This window comes from Streptomyces neyagawaensis, from assembly GCF_023516595.1.
Classification (GTDB): Bacteria; Actinomycetota; Actinomycetes; order Streptomycetales; family Streptomycetaceae; genus Streptomyces; species Streptomyces neyagawaensis.
The window spans coordinates 61,864-79,547 of sequence record NZ_JAMGBG010000005.1 but is presented as its reverse complement, the minus strand read 5'-3'; the positions used below and the strand labels follow the sequence as shown (position 1 = coordinate 79,547).

The window sequence follows — 17,684 nt, the reverse complement described above, 5'->3', positions numbered from 1 at the left end:
TGGCACGCTCGGCGCGCACCACACGACCGCAACAGTGAGTGGAACCCTTTTCCGCAGCCGTCACCCGTGTACGGGTGGCCGAGCGGGCAGGAAGATCGCGGTGACGGACAGGCCGTCCCGTACCAGCCAGCGGCCGGAGAGTTCCGTGAGCATGCGTGGACCGGGCACCAGCAGCCGGGCGTCGAAGACACCCGACGCGTGTCCCGGGGTGACTTCCCGGGGACGGAAATCGACGACGGCCTCGTCGAAGTCCAGTTCGCGGCCCGTGAGTGGGTACCAGACCTTGAAGACGGCTTCCTTGGCGCCGAACAGCAGCCGGTCCCACCACACTCCGGGACCGTTGCCCTGCCCTGCGATCCAGGAGCGTTCCTCGGGCCGGGCGACGACGTCGAGGACCCCCTCCGGCAGGGGCTGGTGGGGCTCGGCGTCGATCCCCAGGGCGAGGGCGTCGGAGGCCCGGGCGAGGGCGGCGGCACGGTAGCCGACGCAGTGCGTCATGCTTCCGACCAGACCGTCCGGCCACTGCGGTGCCCCGCGGTGGCCGGGGACGACCGGGACCGGCGCCATGCCGAGTTGGGTGAAGGCTCTGCGGGCGCAGGCCCGTACGGTGGTGTACTCGCGGCGGCGTTTGTCGACGGCGTCGCCGAGTGCCGCTTCCTCCTCGGGGAAGAGGCGGGTGCCGGGGAGGTCCTCCCGGGCCCAGGCGGAGGCGACCGCGGCGGGCAGCAGCTGGTCGATCACGAGGCGGTCACCGCCGGAAGGATCTGGCGCAGGACGCCTCGGGGCATGCCGCGCTGCCGGTGCTCGCGGGGGTAGCCGACCGAGACCTCCTCGAAGCGGACTCCGTCGTGCCAGGTGGTGCGGGGGATGTGCAGATGGCCGTAGACCACGACCTTGGCGTCGAACCGCACATGCCACTTGGCGGTCTGTTCGGTTCCGCACCACTGGGCGAACTCCGGGTGGTACAGGACCCTTGTCGGATCCCGTACCAGGGGAAAGTGGTTGACCAGTACGGTCGGCAGCTCGGGATCGCGCTCGGCGAGCCGGCGCTCGGTCTCCACCAGCCGGGCGTGGCACCACGCCTCGCGGCTCGGGTAGGGGTCGGGGTGCAGGAGCATCTCGTCGGTGCACACCACACCGGCCTCGTAGGCCTGGGTGAGCGCTTGCTCCTTGGTCATGGCGGTGGGGGTCCGGAAACTGTAGTCGTACAGGACGAAGAGGGGGGCGACGGTGACAGGGCCGCCGGGTCCGTCCCACACGGGATAGGGGTCCTGCGGGGTGAGGACGCCGAGCCCGCGGCAGATGTCCACGAGGTGGCGGTAGCGTTCCTCCCCGCGCAACTGGACGGGGTCGCTGGGAGGGGTCCAGAGTTCGTGATTCCCCGGTGCCCAGATAACAGTGTCGAATCGTTCTCGCAGCAGGGTCAGCGCCCACGTGAAGTCCTCGGTAATCTCGCCGACATCTCCGGCGACGATGAGCCAGTCGTCGTCGGATTGGGGACGCATGTCGGCCACGATGCGCCGGTTCTCCGGATAGGCCACGTGAAGATCACTTGTCGCCATGAGCCTGCCTGGTGCCTGTCCGGAAGATCTCATGCAGCACTTTCTACCGGCTGCTGCCCACCCCGAGGCAGCGGATCTGGGGTGGCTGGGAGGATCTCTGGGGGTTGTAGGGGGTGGCTAGGGGTGGCCGCCACCGATTCGGGCTGCCTAACCTCCGTTACGTTGCCGGCAGGCACATGACCTACCAGGACGAAGGACGGACGATGGATCGAAGCGCCGAGGAACCGGACCTGTGGCTCCGGTGCTTCGTGGCCGCCCCCCGGGCCCGGACACGACTCGTCTGTTTCCCGCACGCCGGCGGATCGGCGAGTGCCTACCACGCCATGGCGAACGCGCTGCCGCCCACGGCGGAGGTGCTGGCGGTGCAGTACCCGGGCCGTCAGGACCGGCGGGCCGAGAAGTGCGTCGACAACGTTCCGGAGCTGGTCGACCGGCTGGTGCCGGTCCTGACCGCATCGGCCGACGACCGGCCGCTGGCGCTGTTCGGGCACAGCATGGGGGCCACCCTCGCCTACGAGGTGGCGCGCCGACTGGAGCGGGAGGGCGGGGCGAACAGCCCGGTCACCGTGTTTCTCTCCGGGCGCCGGGCGCCACGTTTCGAACGCAGTGAGTACATCCACCAGCGCGACGACCAGGGAATTCTGCGGGAGTTGGAGCTGCTGGGCGGATCCGGCGCCGTGGCGCTGGCCGACCCGGAGATCCTCCAGATGGTCATGCCGGCCATCCGCGGCGACTATCGCGCGGCGGAGACCTATGTGCATGTGCCGGGACCGCCACTGCGCTGCCCGGTGGTGGCGCTGACGGGGGACGCCGACCCGCGGGCGGCCGTGGCGGAGGTCGAGGCGTGGCGCGAGTACACGGAAGGGCCGTTCACCACGCAGGTGTTCAAGGGCGGCCACTTCTTTCTCAATGATCATCCGGACGCGGTGCACAGCACGGTCCGCGATCATCTGAGCTCGCTCCCGGTCTTCGGCGCGGGCACGCATTAGGCAGACTCGGAGGAAGCTCGATGCCCCCAGCCGCCATCAGAGAACTTCTCCGCGCCCTCGACCGGCTGGCGCACTGCGTCGGCTCACTGCGGTCCTCCGGATTCGGCGAGCCTCCCGCGCTCACCAGACTGGCCGACGACGTGGAACGGCTGCGCCTCCATGCCCGCGCACTCGTCGGTGAACCGGCCGACGCTGTGTCGGCCCGCCCGCCGGCCGGAGAACGAGCCACCATTCCGGTGTCCGACATGCCCTACGACGCCAGGCTGTGGCACGGCGCGGACGACGAGGGCGTGGGCGGCCACGGCCCCCAGGTTTCCCCCACCCCCGGGCACGCCGGGCGCTGACCGAGCGGAACGACGCCGAGGCGGGTCCGTACCCGAACACGCACGGCTCGTCGTCCGGCGCTCCCCCACCGCCCGCCATGCCGCTCACACCGACTCCCACCTAGACGGAGACCCCCATGGCTGAGCAGATCGGCATGACGCCACGGCTTCTCGAGTACGTCAGGCAGACCTCGCTGCGCGAGGACGACATCCTGCTGGAACTGCGCGAAGCGACCGCCGGGCTGCCCGGCGGCGTCGCCCTTCAAGTACCCGCGGAGGAGGGCCAGTTCCTCGCGCTGCTGGTCCGGCTCACCCGGGCGGCCGCGGTCCTGGAGATCGGCACCTTCACCGGCTACAGCACCCTGTGCATGGCCCGCGCCCTACCGACCCACGGACGACTGGTGACGTGCGACATCACCGATCGCTGGCCGTCGATCGGCGCGGAGTTCTGGAAGCGGGCCGGGGTGGACGGCCTGATCGACCTCCGGGTGGGCGACGCGGCGGAGACCCTGGAGAAGCTGCTCGCCGACGAGGGCCCGGGCGTCTTCGACCTGGTGTTCATCGACGCGGACAAGGCGAACTACCCGCGGTACTACGAGCTGTCCCTGGAACTGCTCGCACCCGGCGGCCTCGTCGTCGTGGACAACACGCTTTTCTTCGGCCGGGTCACCGATCCGCAGTTCACGGACGCCGACACCGCGGGCATCCGTGAACTCAACGCCCGCCTGCGCGCGGACGAGCGGGTGGATCTGAGCATGCTCACCATGGCCGACGGCATCACGCTCGCCCGGCGCAAGGACGCCTGACGGCGCCGGGTTCCGCTGTCCGGCGATATTCGGACGCTATCCGTCCCGCCTAGGCTCGGCCTGGCCCGGGACTGCTCGATGGCGGGCGGGCTGTCAGCTCATCGACGGGCGAGGGCCACTGGCAGCAGCGGTACCTGACGCTGACCCCGGCCTGACGCCCGTCCGCCGGAGTGACGGACTCGAGGAGAACGATGCGGATCGTCCTGCTGACCATTGGTTCGCGCGGTGACGTGCAGCCGTTCGTGGTGCTCGGCGTTGAGCTGAAGGCTCGCGGGCACGAGGTGGTGCTGGCAGCCGGGGCGGAGTTCAGGAGCATGGCCGACCGGGCCGGTCTCGGCTTCCGGGCTCTCGAAGCGCTGCCCGCCGGCTACGCCGACTCGGTGCTGCGCGATCCGAAGGTGCAGGCCGCCTTGCGGCGTGGGCCGTCGATGTACCGGATGGCCATGGCGGCGCCACGGCTGACCGGTGCCCAGCAGCAGGCCCTGATCGACGAGATGGTGGCCGCCGGCGAGGGCGCGGACATGGTCGTCAACACCACGCTGACCCGGATCGGCGCGCTGGGCCGGCCGGACGTGCCGTGGTGTTCGGTCGCGTCCTGGCCGGTGACCGAGACCGCTGCGTGGCCCGCGCTGGGCGCGCCGGAGCTGCCGCTGGGCGGCGGTTACAACCGGTTCACCCACCGGGCCATGGGCGCGCTGGAGTGGCTGGTGTACCGGCCCAGCGTGAACCGCGGCCGGACCGCCGCCGGGCTGCCGCGACTCGGGCTCCGCTCGCCCTTCCGTGACGACGGGGTCACCCGGCCGCTGCTGTACCAGTTCAGCCCGCACGTGTTCGCGCCGCCCGCAGACTGGCCGGAGCACTGTCACATCACCGGGTACTGGTCGGACGACGTGCGTTGGGACAATCCGGCGGAGGTGACCGAGTTCGTCGAACGCGGCGATCCGCCGCTGGTGGCCACCTTCGGCAGCGCCTGGGCGGTGGACGGTCCCGGCCTGCTCGCGGCGAGCGTGGCGGCAGCGGCGGCAACCGGACACCGGCTGGTGGTCGTCGGCGGCCCGGACAGCCCGCTGCCCGCCGGCGTCGAGGCGATCCGGACCGAAAGCGCCGACTTCGTCTGGCTGCTGCCCCGCGCCGCTGCCGTACTGCACCACGGCGGCCAGGGCACCACCGCGGCCGTGGTGTCCGCCGGCGTGCCACAGGTCGTCGTACCTTGCTATGCGGACCAGCCGGTGTGGGCGAGCCGGATGGCCACGCTGGGCGTCGCACCGCCGCCGGTGCCGTTCTCCCGGTTGACCGGCGACCGGCTGGCCGCCGCCGTGCGCACCGCCGTCGACGATCCGGCGATCGCCACTCGGGTGGCGGAGCTGGCGGCGGCGGTGCGCGCGGATCGAGGCGTGGCCGCCGCCGCGGACGTCATCGAGAAGCACGCCGTCACATGGCGCTGACGGCTTCCGGTGGCAGTCCTTCCCCAGCCGTAACTGGAGGAAGCTTGACCGCTCTCCTGGCTTCGGCAGGGAGATCCGACCCTCGCGAGTCGCACGTTCCGCTTCACGGCCCGCTGTCGATCCGCTTTCACTGCGATGGCGGGAGTGCCGGCCATCGGTCTTGCACGAGTTCCCCAGTCTTCACGTGCTCCGCAGAAGTTCGTTCTCTTCCCGGGCCTGAAGGTCGGGGTATCCACGAAGGAGTCCGAATGACCGCATCCCCGGTCACCCCCGGTGGTCTACTTCGGACCCGCGACCCGTCGGCGGCGCCGCGTGTCGTCCGGTCGGCACTGTCCACCCAGGGCACCGTGACGGCCACACCGGACTTCCGGTCCTGGTTCGCCGAACGGCTGGCCGTGGCCAGGACCACCACGGTCGCCGGTATCGACTTCGCCGACCTGGTCGGCTGGCGTTTCGCTGACGACACCGGCAACCTGGTGCACGACAGCGGAAAGTTCTTCACCATCGAGGGCCTGTCGGTGGCCGCCGCTCACGGCCCGGTGGCGAGCTGGTCGCAGCCGATCATCAATCAGCCGGAGACCGGCGTGCTGGGCATCCTGGTCAAGGAGTTCGACGGGGTGCTGCACTGCCTGATGCAGGCCAAGATGGAGCCGGGCAACTGCAACGTATTGCAACTGTCCCCGACCGTGCAGGCCACGCAGAGCAACTACACCGCGGTACACCGCGGCCGCCCGGTGCCCTATGTGGACATGTTCCTGTCCGCGCCACCGCAGTCGGTGCTCGCCGACGTGCTGCAGTCCGAGCAAGGCTCGTGGTTCTACCGCAAACGCAACCGCAACATCGTCGTGGAGACCACCGCGGACGTCGAGGTGCTGCCCGGCTTCTGCTGGCTGTCACTGGGCCAGGTGCACGCGCTGCTCACCGAGGACCACCTGGTCAACATGAACACGCGCACTGTGCTGTCCTGCCTGTCCTTCTCCGGACCGAACCTCGTGGGCGAGCTGGGCTGTGGCGCGTCCGGGTTCCGGGCGGCCCTGGTGCGGTCGATCGAAACGGCGTGGGGCGCACTGCACACCGACGGCGAGATCCTCAGCTGGATCACCGACCTGCGGTCCCGCCGCGAGGTCGAGGCCACCCCGATCCCGCTGTGCGAGGTGCGCGGCTGGCGCCGGCTGCCCGACCGGATCACTCACGACACGGGCGTCTTCTTCGACGTCCGCGCGGTCGCGGTGGACGGCGGGGGCCGCGAGATCGACAGCTGGACGCAGCCGGTCATCGCCCCGCACGGGCTCGGTGTCGTGGCGTTCCTCGTCGCCCGGTTCTCCGGGGTGTTGCACGTACTGGTCGGCGTCCAGGTGGAGCCGGGGCTCCTGGACTTCGTCGAGCTGGGGCCGACGGTGCAGTGCACGCCGGACAGCTACGAGCACCTGCCGGCCGAGGCCAGGCCGCCCTTCCTGGACGACGTGCTGGCCGCGCCGGCCGACCGGATCCGGTTCGACACCGAACTCTCCGAGGAGGGCGGCCGGTTCTTCCACGCCCGTACCCGGCACATGATCGTCGAGGTCGACCCGGTGGTGGCGCACGGCGCCGGACCGGCCCGGCACCGGTGGATGACCATGGCCCAGATCGTCGGGTTGCTACGGCACAGCCACTACGTGAACGTGCAGGCCCGCAGTCTGGTGGCGTGCCTGCACAGCCTCGTGGCTCGCCTCGATGACGACAGTCCGGTCGCGCCGGGTGGGGGAGCCTGATGGTCCAGCCTCTCGCGGAACCCGCCCCCGGAGCGGACTTCGACCCGGCGGCGACGGTGCGGATCGGTGTGCTGGGGGCGGCATCCATCGCGTGGCGGCGAATGCTCCCTGCTCTGACCGCTACGGCCGGGGTGTCGGTCGCGGCCATCGCGAGCCGGGATCGGTCCAGGGCCGCGGCGTTCACCGAGCGGTTCGGTGGCGAGCCGATCGAAGGGTACGCGGCGCTGTTGGAGCGCGCCGACATCGACGCCGTCTACGTCCCGCTGCCGAACTCCCTCCATCACGAGTGGGCTGCGGCCGCGCTCGCGGCCGGAAAGCACGTCCTGGCGGAGAAACCGCTGACGACGTGCGCCGCCGACACCGCTGATCTGGTACGCCTGGCCGAAGTCAACAACCTCGTGCTGCGGGAGAACTTCACGTTCCTGCACCACCCGGTGCACGCCGTCGTGCGGAACCTGGTGACCGCCGGTCGAATCGGCGAGCCTCGGCACTTCACCAGCTCGTTCTGTTTCCCGCCGCTTCCCGCCGCCGACGTGCGTTACCGGCCCGAACTGGGCGGCGGGGCGTTGCTGGACGTCGGTGTGTACCCGATCCGGGCGGCACAACTGTTCTTCGGCAACGAGATCGAGGTCGCCGGCGCGGTGCTGCACGTGGATCCGGTCACCGGAGTCGACGTGTCCGGCAGCGCGCTGCTCGCGACCGGCGACGTGGTCGTGACGGCCGAGTTCGGCTTCCGGCACAGCTACGGTTCCCGCTACCGGCTGTGGGGCTCGTCCGCCCAGCTGCTGCTGGAGCGCGCGTTCACCCCACCCCCGACCCACCAGCCGGTGCTGCGCATCGATGAACAGGACCATGCCGAGGAGATCGTGACGCCGGCCGCCGATCAGTTCGCCCGATCGGCCGCTGCTTTCGCCGCCGAGGTCCGGGCCCGCCGAGCCGGCGTGCCGAACTCGGCAGCGGCGTCCAACGCCGACACCCTGTGCACCGCCGAACTTCTCGACGCCGTCAGGGCATCCGCTCGCGTCGTCACCGTGTCCGGAGGACACTGATGCTCGTCATCGGCCGGGGCTTCATCGCAAGCCACCTCAGCACGATCGCCGACCGGCACCCGCACGCCGTGGTGGTGGCTGCCGGTGTGTCCAGCGTACGGGTGACCGATCCGGCGGAGTTCGCCAGGGAGCGGGCGCTCATGGTCGATGTGACGCAGCGCTGCCTGCGAGAGAACCTGACCGCGGTGGTGCTGTCGACCGCGTCGCACGCGATGTACGGCTCGACCGACCGCATCGTGGAGGAACGGGAACCCGTCTCGCCGACTTCGCCCTACGGCTGGCACAAACTCGGGCTGGAGCGGCAGGTGGCGGAGTCGGGCGCGAACTGGCTCGTGCTGCGGCTGGCGCACGTCGTCGGCGCACGACAGCGGCCGCACCAACTGCTGCCCGCGTTCGTCGAGCAGGTGCGTTCGGGAACCGTCCGACTGTACCGGGACACCTACCGAGATCTGGTCGACGTGCGCGATGTCGTGTCCGCTGTGGACGGTCTGCTGGCGGCCGGTGTGCACGGCGAGGTGGTGCACGTCGCCTCCGGCACCCCGGTTCCGGTGACCGCGATCGCCGCCGGGGTGCGGGCTCGGATGGGCCTGCCGGCCCGGCTCGAGGTCGTCGACGCCCCGCCGGTACGCACGACGGTCTCCACCGCCCGGTTGCGGGCCCTGCTGCCGACCGCCGTCCTGCCGGGCGGCGCCGGCTACCTCGATCGGCTACTCGACCGGTACGTGGCCGACTACGCCGGCTGAGCTCGCCTCAGCCGGCGTTTCCCGCCGGCCGGAAGTTGATGGATTCGATCGCATCGGTGGTGTACCCGAACTTGCGAAGCTCGGGCGGGAGTCGAGGAACGGGGCGAACTCGTCCCAGGCGTTTGGCCATACATCGACCGCGCCGGGGTACTGCGCGCCGAACTGCTTGTCGCACTCGGTGAGGCCGAACTCCGCAGCCTCGAGAGCAGGGGCTATGCGGATCGCCTTCATGGCCACTGTGCGGGCCACGGACGCCACCGGGAGCCCTGAGCCTGCGGTATCGGCTTCCGCTGCCGCGCAACGGATTGCCGTCCTGACCAGGCGCGTCCGGTCCAGCCGTCGGCGATATTCATCCGCTATCCGTCCCGCCTAGGCTGCTGACGAACTCTCAGGGCCCGCATCCACTCAGTGTCGTGGTCCGGCAGGGGCCGCCGCCTGACGGCAGGCGGGTTGTCAAGTCAACGACTCATTGGGGTGGTCACGATGTTGGTGCTCGGGTTGAGCGGAAACTTCTCCGCGCGGGACTCGGATCTCGTCCCCCTCATGCCGGACCAGTTGTTCCATGACTCGGCCGCGTGTCTGGTGCGGGACGGCGAGGTGATCGCCGCCGTCGAGGAGGAACGGTTCAACCGGATCAAGAAGACCACCAAGTTCCCGGTCAACGCGATCCGCGCCTGCCTGGATGTGGCGGGGGTGACGGTCGACCAGCTCGACGGCGTGGCGTACTACTTCCCTGAGGACTTCGTCGACACCACGCTCAACTTCTTCTACACCGTCCACCCGAAGGTGCCCACGGTGTACTGCCGCCAGCTGATCAAGCAGTGGTTCGCCGAGGAGTTCAACTGGGATCTCGGCGACGACAAGCTCGTCTTCACCCCGCACCACGACGCGCACGCGATAGCGGCGGTGGCCCGGTCCGGGATACCGGAGTCGCTGGTGCTGGTCCTGGACGGCCGCGGCGAGGAGAACTCCGGCACCGTCTACCGGGCGGGCGAGGGACGGCTGGAGAAGCTGGCCGACTACCCGGTCTTCAAATCACTGGGCATGCTCTACCTCAACGCCACCCAGCTGCTCGGCTACGGCTTCGGCGACGAGTACAAGGTGATGGGCCTGGCACCCTACGGCGACCCGGCGACCTTCCGCGACGCCGTCAGCTCGCTGTACCTGTTGGGCGACAAGGGCGACTACAACCTGCTGCCGAACATGTCGGTGCCCGACCTGGTCGGCCCGTCGATGCTCGCGAGGGGCATCACGCCGCGCCGCAAGGGCGAGCCGTTCACCCAGCAGCACAAGGACTTCGCCGCCGCCACCCAGGAGGCGCTGGAGAAGATCGTGCTGCATGTGCTGACGCACTGGGCCGAGTCGACCGGCCTGTCCCGGCTGTGTTTCGGCGGCGGCGTGGCCCACAATTCCACCCTGAACGGCAACATCCTGCGCTCCGGGCTGTTCCGCGAGGTGTTCGTGCACCCGGCGTCGCACGACGCCGGCGCGAGCGAGGGTGCCGCTTTCCTCGCGGCCGACCAGCTGGGCGGTGCGGCCCGGCCGGTCCGCCGGTCCCGCACCGCGAGCTCGGGCCCCGCGCTGGGTACCGAGGCGGAGGTCCGCGACCGCCTGGGCGCGTGGGGTGCGGCGCTCGACTTCGAGCGGCACGAGGACATCGTGCCGGTCGCGGCCGGACTGCTGGCCGACGGTGCGGTCTTGGGCTGGGCGCAAGGACGTTCGGAGTTCGGCCCGCGGGCGCTGGGCAACCGGAGCATCATCGCGGACGCCCGGCCGGCGGAGAACCAGACCAGGATCAACGCGATGGTGAAGCAGCGGGAGAGCTACCGGCCGTTCGCGCCCGTGGTCACCGCCGAGGCCGCCTCCGACTACTTCGACCTGCCCGCCACCGAGGCGAACTACGACTTCATGTCCTACGTGGTTCCCGTCCGCGAGGAGCGCCGGCCGCAACTGGGCGCGGTCACCCACATCGACGGCACCGCGCGAGTGCAGGTCGTCGACCCGGTCGCGAACGAACGGTTCCACCGGCTCGTCGCGGCCTTCGGCGAGCGCACCGGGACACCGGTGCTGCTCAACACGTCCTTCAACAACAACGCGGAGCCGATCGTGCAGACCATCGACGACGTGGTGACGTGCTTCCTGACCACCGATCTGGACTACCTGGTGGTCGAGGACTTCCTGGTGCGCCGGCGTTCGGCGGACCCATCGGCCGACCTGGACGCACTCGTTCCCCGGTTGCGGCCGGTGACCAGGCTGGCGCGCCGACTCGGCACCGGGGCCGCCGCAGCCGGTCCCGCCTGGCACGAGATCTCCCTGGACTACGCCGGAGCTCCGGTGACCAAGGTGTCGGAGGAGCTGTTCACGCTGCTCAGCGTCGTGGACGGCGTGCGCACCGTCGGCGAGCTGGCGAAGGAGGCCGGCGTCGTCCCCGACGAGGTGCGTGCCGAGCTGTACGAAATCTGGCAGCAGCGGTACCTGACGATTACCCCGGCCTGACGCCCGTCCGGCGGAGTGACGGACTCGAGGAGAACGATGCGGATCGTCCTGCTGACCATGGGTTCGCGCGGTGACGTACAGCCGTTCGTGGTGCTCGGCGTTGAGCTGAACGCTCGCGGGCACGAGGTGGTGCCGGCAGCCGGGGCGGAGTGCAGGGGCTCGGCCGACCGGGCCGGTTCCGGCTCTCCAAGCGCTGCCCGCCGGCTTCGCCGAGTCGGTGCTGCGCGATCCGACGATGCGGGCCGCCCTGCGGCGTGGGCCGTGGATCTGAGCAGACGCGCGCACCGGGATACGGGCCGCCGCGGCACAGCTGTCCCACTCGCAGGGTGAGCTGCGGAGGCAGGTAGGCGCGGCTCCCGTACCGTCGTGGACGCCCTCGGTCAGCAGGGCATGGTGCGGGACCACCGACGCGTCCCTCGGACAGCCCGCAACGGACGGCCGTGCTGATCGCCTCGATGCCGGAAAAGGGTCAGCTTCCCGGGGAACCCCTGTGCCCAGGCCGAGACATGACGTCACGTCATGTACGGGACCGGCGAACCGTCCCGATCCCGAACATGCAATGACCCTGCTCGAAGTCCCCCGCGCCGGTATTCGGCCCCGCTCCCCCAAGCCGCGCAGGAGAACGGCTCAGGACGGGCCCCCGGACGATGCCCAAACACCGATCACGAGGGAGCGTGGAGCGCATGAAGGGGATCATTCTGGCGGGCGGCAACGGCACCCGCCTCCAGCCCCTCACGTTCGCGGGTTCCAAACAACTCGCGCCGGTCTACGACAAGCCGATGATCTACTACCCGCTCTCCATGCTCATGCTGACGGGCATCCGGGACATCCTCATCATCACGCGTCCTGCCGACCTCCCCGCCTTCCAGGCGGTTCTGGGCGACGGCCGGCAGTTGGGGCTGTCCCTCGTCTACGCCACGCAGGACAAGCCGCGCGGCATCGCCGACGCCTTCCTCGTGGGGGAGAACCACATCCGGGGCGAGCAGTGCGCGCTGGTCCTCGGCGACAATCTCTTCCACGGCGCCAACCTGCCCGCCATGCTGCGGCGTACCGCGCTCAAGATGGGTGGCTGTGTGCTGTTCGGCCACGAGGTGGCCGACCCGGAGCGGTTCGGAGTCGCCGAGATCAACGCGCAGGGCGAACTCGTCTCCATCGAGGAGAAGCCCCTCAATCCGCGCTCGAAGCTCGCCATCCCGGGGATGTACTTCTTCGACGCCCAGGTCACGGACATCGCCAGAGACCTGGAGCCGTCCCCCCGGGGCGAGCTGGAGATCACCGACCTGCTGCGTGTCTACCTGAAGATGGGCACCGCCGAACTGGTGTGGCTCGGCAGGGGCGTCACGTGGCTGGACACCGGCACTCATGAATCCCTGCTCGAAGCGGGCACTTTCGTGAGGGACACGCAGCGCAGGCAGGGCACCCGCCTCGGCTGCATCGAGGAGATCGCCATGCACATGGGATACATCGACCCGGACGACTGCCAAGCGCTGGGTGCGAGCATGGGCAATTCGCCCTACGGCGAGTACGTCATGGAGCGGGCGCGCCTGTGCAAGGCGGGCGTGCTGCTTCCGCTTCCTTCGGAGGAGCTGTGAATCTGCTGGTCACCGGCGCCGCCGGCTTCATCGGCTCCGCTTATGTACGGATGCTGCTCGCGGGCGGCACCGCACAGCGCAGCGGCGTGTCCGAGGTCACGGTGCTGGACAGCCTGACCTACGCCGGGAGCCTGGACAATCTCGATCTCGGCGATCCCCGGCTGACGTTCGTCCGGGGCGACATCTGCGACGCCCCCCTCGTCGACAAGCTGATGCAACAGGCCGACCAGGTGGTGCACTTCGCCGCCGAGTCCCATGTGGACCGCTCGATCGCCTCCGCCGACGCTTTCGTGCGCACCAACGTCACGGGCACCCAGACCCTGCTGGACGCCGCGCTGCGACACGGCGTCGACCGCTTCGTGCACGTGTCCACGGACGAGGTCTACGGCTCGGTGGAGAGCGGCTCCCGCACCGAGCGGGACCCCCTCGACCCCAACTCCCCCTACGCCGCCTCCAAGGCGGCCTCGGACCTTCTGGCCCTGTCGTACCACCGCACCCACGGCCTCGACGTGCGGGTCACCCGGTGCAGCAACAACTACGGGCCGCGGCAGTTCCCCGAGAAGATCATCCCGCTGTTCCTCACGACGCTGCTCGACGGTGGTGACGTCCCGCTGTACGGCGACGGGCTCAACCGGCGCGACTGGCTGCACGTCGAGGACCACTGCGCGGCCATCGAGCTGGTCCGCGCCGGCGGTGTCGCGGGCCGTGTCTACAACATCAGCGGCGGTATCGAGCTGAGCAACCGGGAACTGACCGCGCGGCTGCTCGCGGCAGTCGGCGCGACCTGGGCGCGCGTACGGCAGGTACCGGACCGCAAGGGCCACGACAGGCGCTATGCGATCGACTGCACCAGGTTGCGGACCGAGTTGGGCTACCGTCCGCGGCACGACTTCGAGTCCGGGCTGGCCGAGACCTTCGCCTGGTATCGCGACAACCGGGACTGGTGGGAGCCCCTCAAGCGTCGGCAGCCCGCCTGAGAGCGCGTGGCCGGCGCGCACCGGCGCCGGCCACAGGGCCGCTGGGCGCTCTGCCCGCGTGAGCGCGACTCGCTGCCCGCGGTCCCCGTGCCGACGCCGGTGCGGCGGCTACCCCGTCAGGAGGCTGACCCGTCACCGGCGATCGAACAGGTCGCGGTCGTCGGCATTCCGCACGAGGTCCGTGGCGAGGAGGTGTACGCGGTCGTCGCGGCGCGGGCCGGTGTGCGGCCGGACACGGCGCTCGCCGCCGGGATCGTGGCCTGGGCGAAGGAGCGGATGGCCGCCTACAAGTACCCGCGCGAGGTGCTGTCCGTCGACGCCTTCGCGCTCGGCCCCAGCGGGTGGTCCTGAAGAGGGAGTTGATCGCCCGCGTCCGGGCGGGCGACCGAGGCCCTCGTGGGGGGCGTCGGGGCCGGTAGGTCGTGGCCGGTGCGCTCTCGGCGGGCCGGCCGCTGCCATGTCGTACGAGTTCTCGGCGGGCTCCCGGACAAGGTGGTCCGGGAGCCCGCCGTGAGCTGTCTTCGGCAGGGGGACCCGCCCCTCACGCCGGGGCCACGACCGAGGGGTCGGCGGCGGGTCGCTCCGTCAGGTCGGGGGCGATCAACTGGACGGTCGTGGAGGCGGACCGGGGTGCGGCGACGAGATGCAGCCGCTCGACCTCCGCTGTCTCCTGCTCTTCCGCTCCCTGCGCGGTCCGCACGGCGTCGCGGCAGGGGCAGGGCTCCTCGTCGAAGCCCGCGAACCGGTAGGCGACCTCCATCATGCGGTTGCGGTCCGTCCGCCGGAAGTCGGCCACGAGATGGACCCCGGCCGCGGCGGCCTGGTCCACGAGCCAGTTCAGGATGACCGATCCGGCGCCGAAGGACACCACGCGGCAGGAGGTGGCGAGCAGCTTCAGATGCCATACGGCGGGGTGCTTCTCGACCAGCGTGACGCCGACGGCCCCGTGCGGTCCGAACCGGTCGGCGAGGGTGGTGACCAGGACCTCGTGGCCGGGGTCCGCCGACAGCTCGCGCAGCGTCCGGTCGGAGTAGTGCACTCCGGTGGCGTTCATCTGGCTGGTGCGCAGGGTGAGTTCCTCGACCCTGGTGATCTCCTCCTCGGTGGCCCGCCCGATGCGCATGACCAGGTCGAGGGAGCGGAGGAACTCCTCGTCGGGGCCCTCGTAGGCGGACCGTTCGGTCTCCCTGCGGAAGCCGGCCTGGTACATCTCGCGTCGGCGCCGGGAGTCCACCGTGCTCACGGCGGGGCTGAACTCGGGCAGGCCGGTGAGGGTGGACGCCTCCTCGGCCGGGTAGCAGCGGACGTCCGGGAGATGGTAGGCGACCTCGGCCCGTTCGGCGGGCTGGTCGTCGATGAAGGCGATGGTCCGGTGGGCGAAGTTCAGTCCTTCGGCGATGCGCCGGACCGCGTCGGACTTGGGTCCCCAGCCGATCTCGGGCAGGACGAAGTACTCGGCGACGCCCAGCTCTTCGAGACGGGCCCAGGCCAGGTCGTGGTCGTTGCGGCTGCAGACGGACTGCAGGATGCCGCGCGCGTCGAGTTCGACGATCGCCGCCCGTATCGCGTCGGGCAGCCGTACCTCCGCGTCCTCCAGCAGCGTGCCCTGCCAGAGGGTGTTGTCCAGGTCCCAGACCAGGCACTTCACGAGGGCCGGCGCGTCGGCGCCGGTCTTGTCGCTCATGTCGGCTCCACACTTGTCAACGCGTGTTGGGCGAGCAGGAGTTCGCACATCTCGTTGCTGCCCTCGATGATCTCCATCAGCTTGGCGTCCCGGTAGGCGCGGGCCACCGGATGGCCGTCCTGGGCTCCCGCCGACGCCATGACCTGTACGGCGGACGCGGCCCCGCGGGCCGCGTGGCCGGCGCTGACGTGCTTGGCGAGGATGGTGGCGACCACCATGTCGGGGGACCCGTTGTCCCAGCGGTGGCTGGCGTGTTCGCAGGCGCGGGAGGCGACCTGCTCCGCGACGAAGAGGTCGGCCAGGTGCTTGGCGACGAGCTGGTGGCGGGCCAGCGGCTGCCCGAACTGCTCGCGGGACGCGGCGTGCCGGGTCGTCGCGGCCAGGCAGGCGCGCAGGATTCCGACGCATCCCCAGGCGACCGACATCCGCCCGTAGGCCAGGGCGGTGGTGACGAGCAGCGGCAGGGACAGGCCCTCGCCGCCCAGCACGCTGTCGGCGGGGAGGCGTACGGAGTCGAGGCGGACCTCGGCGTGTCCGGCGGCGCGGCAGCCCAGGGGGTCGGCCACCCGCTGTACGTGGACGCCCGGCGCCCGGGCGGGCACGACCACGGCGGCGGCGCCGTCGCCCATCCGTCCGAAGACGATGAGCAGGTCGGCGTAGTGGGCAGCGGTCATCCACACCTTGTGGCCGTCGACCACGACGGTGTCGCCGTCGACGGTGATCCGGGTGTCGATGCCCGACAGATCGCTGCCGGCCTGGCTCTCGCTGAAGCCGACAGCGGCCAGTTCGCCCGAGGTGAGGCGGGGCAGCAGCGCGCGGCGCTGCGCCTCGTCGCCGAGCCGTTCGACGGTCCAGGCGGCCATGCCCTGGGAGGTCATGACGCTGCGCAGGGAGCTGCACAGGCTGCCGACGTGGGCGGTGAACTCTCCGCTGGTGCGGCTGTCCCAGCCGAGGCCGCCGTACTCGGTGGGCACGCCGGTGCACAACTGCCCGGCGGCACCGAGCTTTCTCAGCAGTTCGACGGGGAGCAGGCCCGAGCGGTCCCAGTCACCGGCCCGGTCACCGACCAGGCCGGTGACCGATGCCGTCGCCTCGGCGAGGGGCTCACTCACCGCCGTCCCCGGCTGCCGCGCGCAGACGGCGGACCAGTGCCGCCATTCCCGTGACGGTACGGAAGTTGTCCAGCCGCAGATCGGCGCCCCGGATCGCGATGCCGTAGGACTTCTCCAGGTGGACGACGAGTTCCATGGCGAACAGGGACGAGAGTCCGCCGGCCGCGAAGAGGTCGGTGTCCTCTTCCCAGACGGTCTTGGTGCGTACGTGCAGGAAGTCGAGGAGTTCCTTCTCCACGGTCCCTTCGGATGGCATGGTCATGACGTTCATCCCTCGTATTCGTAGAAACCACGGCCGGACTTCCGGCCGATGTCGCCTGCCCGCACCTTCTCCAGCAGCAGGTCGCACGGACGACAGCCACTGTCACCGGTGCGCTCGTACAGCACGTTCAGCGAGTCGACGAGGTTGTCGATGCCGATGAGGTCCGCGGTGCGCAACGGACCTGTGGCGTGCCCCAGGCAGCCCTGCATGAGGGCGTCGACGTCCTCGGCGGTCGCGGTTCCCTCCTGTACCACCCGGGCCGCGTCGTTGATCATCGGGTGCAGGACCCGGCTGGTCACGAAGCCGGGGGCGTCCCGGACCACGACGGGCCGACGGCGCAGGGTGGTGAGCAGGGCCCGTACGGAGTCCATGGCGGCCTCGCCGGTGCGGGCGCCGCGGATGACCTCGACCGTGCGGATCAGATAGGACGGGTTCATGAAATGCGTGCCGACGAGTTCCGCCGGACGCGCGGCCGCCGAGGCCAATTCGTCAATGGGAATGGACGACGTGTTCGACACCAGGAGAGTACCAGGTGAAACGATGACGGAAACCTCCGCGATCACTTTCTCCTTGAGCTCCGATATTTCTGTCACGGCCTCGATGACCGCGGTGGAACCGGCCGCGTCGGACAAGGAATCACTGATGACGAGTTCCCCGGTGGGGACGTCGTCCGGCAGCGCGCCCATCAGCCCCGCGAGCCGCAGTTCGTGGGCGATCCTGGCCTCCGCCTCCGCGCGTTTCGCCTGGTCGACGTCGATGAGGGCCACCGGTACGCCGTGGCCGACCGCCAGGGTGGCGATGCCCACGCCCATGACGCCGGCGCCCAGGATGGTGAGGCGATGTGCGTTCGGAGCGTCACCCGCGTTGTTTTCCGACATTTCACTCCAAGTCTT

Annotated in this window: 18 protein-coding genes; 12 read left to right on the top strand and 6 right to left on the bottom strand. The window is 70.4% G+C overall.

Annotated elements, in window-relative coordinates; genetic code table 11:
- Nucleotides 1-60: 60 nt before the first annotated feature.
- Nucleotides 61-741, bottom strand: coding sequence for a 4'-phosphopantetheinyl transferase family protein (locus tag M8J73_RS02695; RefSeq protein WP_055540944.1), 681 nt, complete (start codon nucleotides 739-741; stop codon nucleotides 61-63).
- Nucleotides 738-1,562 (bottom strand): metallophosphoesterase family protein, encoded by an 825-nt coding sequence (locus M8J73_RS02690; protein ID WP_372503889.1) that lies wholly within the window; start codon nucleotides 1,560-1,562, stop codon nucleotides 738-740. Before M8J73_RS02690 ends, M8J73_RS02695 begins: the two co-directional genes overlap by 4 nt.
- A gap of 203 nt (nucleotides 1,563-1,765) precedes the next feature.
- Between M8J73_RS02690 and M8J73_RS02685 the strand changes: the two genes are divergently transcribed.
- From M8J73_RS02685 to M8J73_RS02630, 12 genes are all read left to right on the top strand, one after another.
- Nucleotides 1,766-2,551 carry a thioesterase II family protein gene (locus M8J73_RS02685; protein ID WP_249828179.1) on the top strand — a complete coding sequence of 262 codons (786 nt, stop codon included), beginning with the start codon at nucleotides 1,766-1,768 and terminating at the stop codon, nucleotides 2,549-2,551.
- Between the two features lie 20 nt (nucleotides 2,552-2,571).
- Entirely contained in the window at nucleotides 2,572-2,895 is a 324-nt protein-coding gene (locus M8J73_RS02680) for an Rv0250c family protein (RefSeq protein WP_055537132.1), read from the top strand.
- Nucleotides 2,896-3,011: 116 nt separating this feature from the next.
- Nucleotides 3,012-3,680: an O-methyltransferase gene (locus M8J73_RS02675; RefSeq protein WP_055537131.1), complete on the top strand. Its 669-nt coding sequence runs from the start codon at nucleotides 3,012-3,014 to the stop codon at nucleotides 3,678-3,680.
- 191 nt (nucleotides 3,681-3,871) lie between these two features.
- Nucleotides 3,872-5,125 carry a glycosyltransferase gene (locus tag M8J73_RS02670; protein ID WP_055537130.1) on the top strand — a complete coding sequence of 418 codons (1,254 nt, stop codon included), beginning with the start codon at nucleotides 3,872-3,874 and terminating at the stop codon, nucleotides 5,123-5,125.
- Between the two features lie 248 nt (nucleotides 5,126-5,373).
- A complete protein-coding gene (locus M8J73_RS02665; RefSeq protein WP_055537129.1) occupies nucleotides 5,374-6,876 on the top strand; it encodes an NDP-hexose 2,3-dehydratase family protein in 1,503 nt (500 codons plus the stop codon).
- Nucleotides 6,876-7,925: a Gfo/Idh/MocA family protein gene (locus M8J73_RS02660; RefSeq protein ID WP_055537128.1), complete on the top strand. Its 1,050-nt coding sequence runs from the start codon at nucleotides 6,876-6,878 to the stop codon at nucleotides 7,923-7,925. The genes M8J73_RS02665 and M8J73_RS02660 overlap by 1 nt, the downstream gene beginning before the upstream one ends.
- Nucleotides 7,925-8,668 carry an NAD-dependent epimerase/dehydratase family protein gene (locus M8J73_RS02655; RefSeq protein ID WP_055537127.1) on the top strand — a complete coding sequence of 248 codons (744 nt, stop codon included), beginning with the start codon at nucleotides 7,925-7,927 and terminating at the stop codon, nucleotides 8,666-8,668. The genes M8J73_RS02660 and M8J73_RS02655 overlap by 1 nt, the downstream gene beginning before the upstream one ends.
- Nucleotides 8,669-9,151: 483 nt before the next feature.
- Nucleotides 9,152-11,164 (top strand): carbamoyltransferase family protein, encoded by a 2,013-nt coding sequence (locus M8J73_RS02650; protein ID WP_055537134.1) that lies wholly within the window; start codon nucleotides 9,152-9,154, stop codon nucleotides 11,162-11,164.
- Between the two features lie 36 nt (nucleotides 11,165-11,200).
- Entirely contained in the window at nucleotides 11,201-11,494 is a 294-nt protein-coding gene (locus M8J73_RS02645; protein WP_107423902.1) for a glycosyltransferase, read from the top strand.
- A gap of 353 nt (nucleotides 11,495-11,847) precedes the next feature.
- Complete coding sequence (gene rfbA, locus M8J73_RS02640; protein WP_055537126.1) at nucleotides 11,848-12,756, top strand: glucose-1-phosphate thymidylyltransferase RfbA; 909 nt, start codon at nucleotides 11,848-11,850, stop codon at nucleotides 12,754-12,756.
- Nucleotides 12,753-13,733, top strand: coding sequence for a dTDP-glucose 4,6-dehydratase (gene rfbB, locus M8J73_RS02635; RefSeq protein WP_055537125.1), 981 nt, complete (start codon nucleotides 12,753-12,755; stop codon nucleotides 13,731-13,733). The genes rfbA and rfbB overlap by 4 nt, the downstream gene beginning before the upstream one ends.
- Nucleotides 13,734-13,739: 6 nt before the next feature.
- Nucleotides 13,740-14,084 carry an AMP-binding enzyme gene (locus tag M8J73_RS02630; RefSeq protein WP_055537124.1) on the top strand — a complete coding sequence of 115 codons (345 nt, stop codon included), beginning with the start codon at nucleotides 13,740-13,742 and terminating at the stop codon, nucleotides 14,082-14,084.
- A gap of 190 nt (nucleotides 14,085-14,274) precedes the next feature.
- Here M8J73_RS02630 and M8J73_RS02625 read toward each other — a convergent pair whose 3' ends face one another.
- From M8J73_RS02625 to M8J73_RS02610, 4 genes are read right to left on the bottom strand one after another with little or no spacing between them, the layout of a single operon-like run.
- Complete coding sequence (locus tag M8J73_RS02625) at nucleotides 14,275-15,417, bottom strand: HAD-IIIC family phosphatase (RefSeq protein ID WP_055537123.1); 1,143 nt, start codon at nucleotides 15,415-15,417, stop codon at nucleotides 14,275-14,277.
- Nucleotides 15,414-16,529 carry an acyl-CoA dehydrogenase family protein gene (locus M8J73_RS02620; protein WP_055537122.1) on the bottom strand — a complete coding sequence of 372 codons (1,116 nt, stop codon included), beginning with the start codon at nucleotides 16,527-16,529 and terminating at the stop codon, nucleotides 15,414-15,416. The genes M8J73_RS02625 and M8J73_RS02620 overlap by 4 nt, the downstream gene beginning before the upstream one ends.
- Entirely contained in the window at nucleotides 16,522-16,800 is a 279-nt protein-coding gene (locus M8J73_RS02615; protein ID WP_206187759.1) for an acyl carrier protein, read from the bottom strand. Before M8J73_RS02615 ends, M8J73_RS02620 begins: the two co-directional genes overlap by 8 nt.
- Nucleotides 16,797-17,669: a 3-hydroxyacyl-CoA dehydrogenase family protein gene (locus M8J73_RS02610; RefSeq protein WP_055537121.1), complete on the bottom strand. Its 873-nt coding sequence runs from the start codon at nucleotides 17,667-17,669 to the stop codon at nucleotides 16,797-16,799. Before M8J73_RS02610 ends, M8J73_RS02615 begins: the two co-directional genes overlap by 4 nt.
- Nucleotides 17,670-17,684 lie beyond the last annotated feature (15 nt).